1 protein-coding gene is annotated in these 256 nt (G+C 66.0%); it reads right to left on the minus strand.

Translation table 11 applies throughout. The features are described from left to right. Window positions 1–256, minus strand: a 256-nt coding sequence (locus tag ACOZK9_RS27415) for a hypothetical protein (RefSeq protein ID WP_421556989.1), incomplete at both ends; no start/stop codon positions are given.

Raw genomic sequence — 256 nt, forward strand, 5'->3', positions numbered from 1 at the left:
TCCAATCGCGTACTGAGGCGGTCCAACGCCGCGCCGCTGACGCTCATCACGCGTCCGCCGTCCCAGGCTGCCTGGGTAGTGGATTGCAAGTCGCCGCTGGCATGCGTGTAAGCCAGGCCGCCGCGCAAACTCAGCCATGACGGGCCTAGCTGCGCTTTGCCCAGGTCGAGGTTGGCCCGCACGCCGCCGGTGGTCAGGTTGACGCTCTCTTTAGAGCGCTTGCCACGCAATGCCGCTATGCCGCCGCGTTCTTTGA

Origin of the sequence: Pseudomonas kitaguniensis (genome assembly GCF_049199985.1) — a bacterium.
Lineage (GTDB): Bacteria > Pseudomonadota > Gammaproteobacteria > Pseudomonadales > Pseudomonadaceae > Aquipseudomonas > Aquipseudomonas kitaguniensis.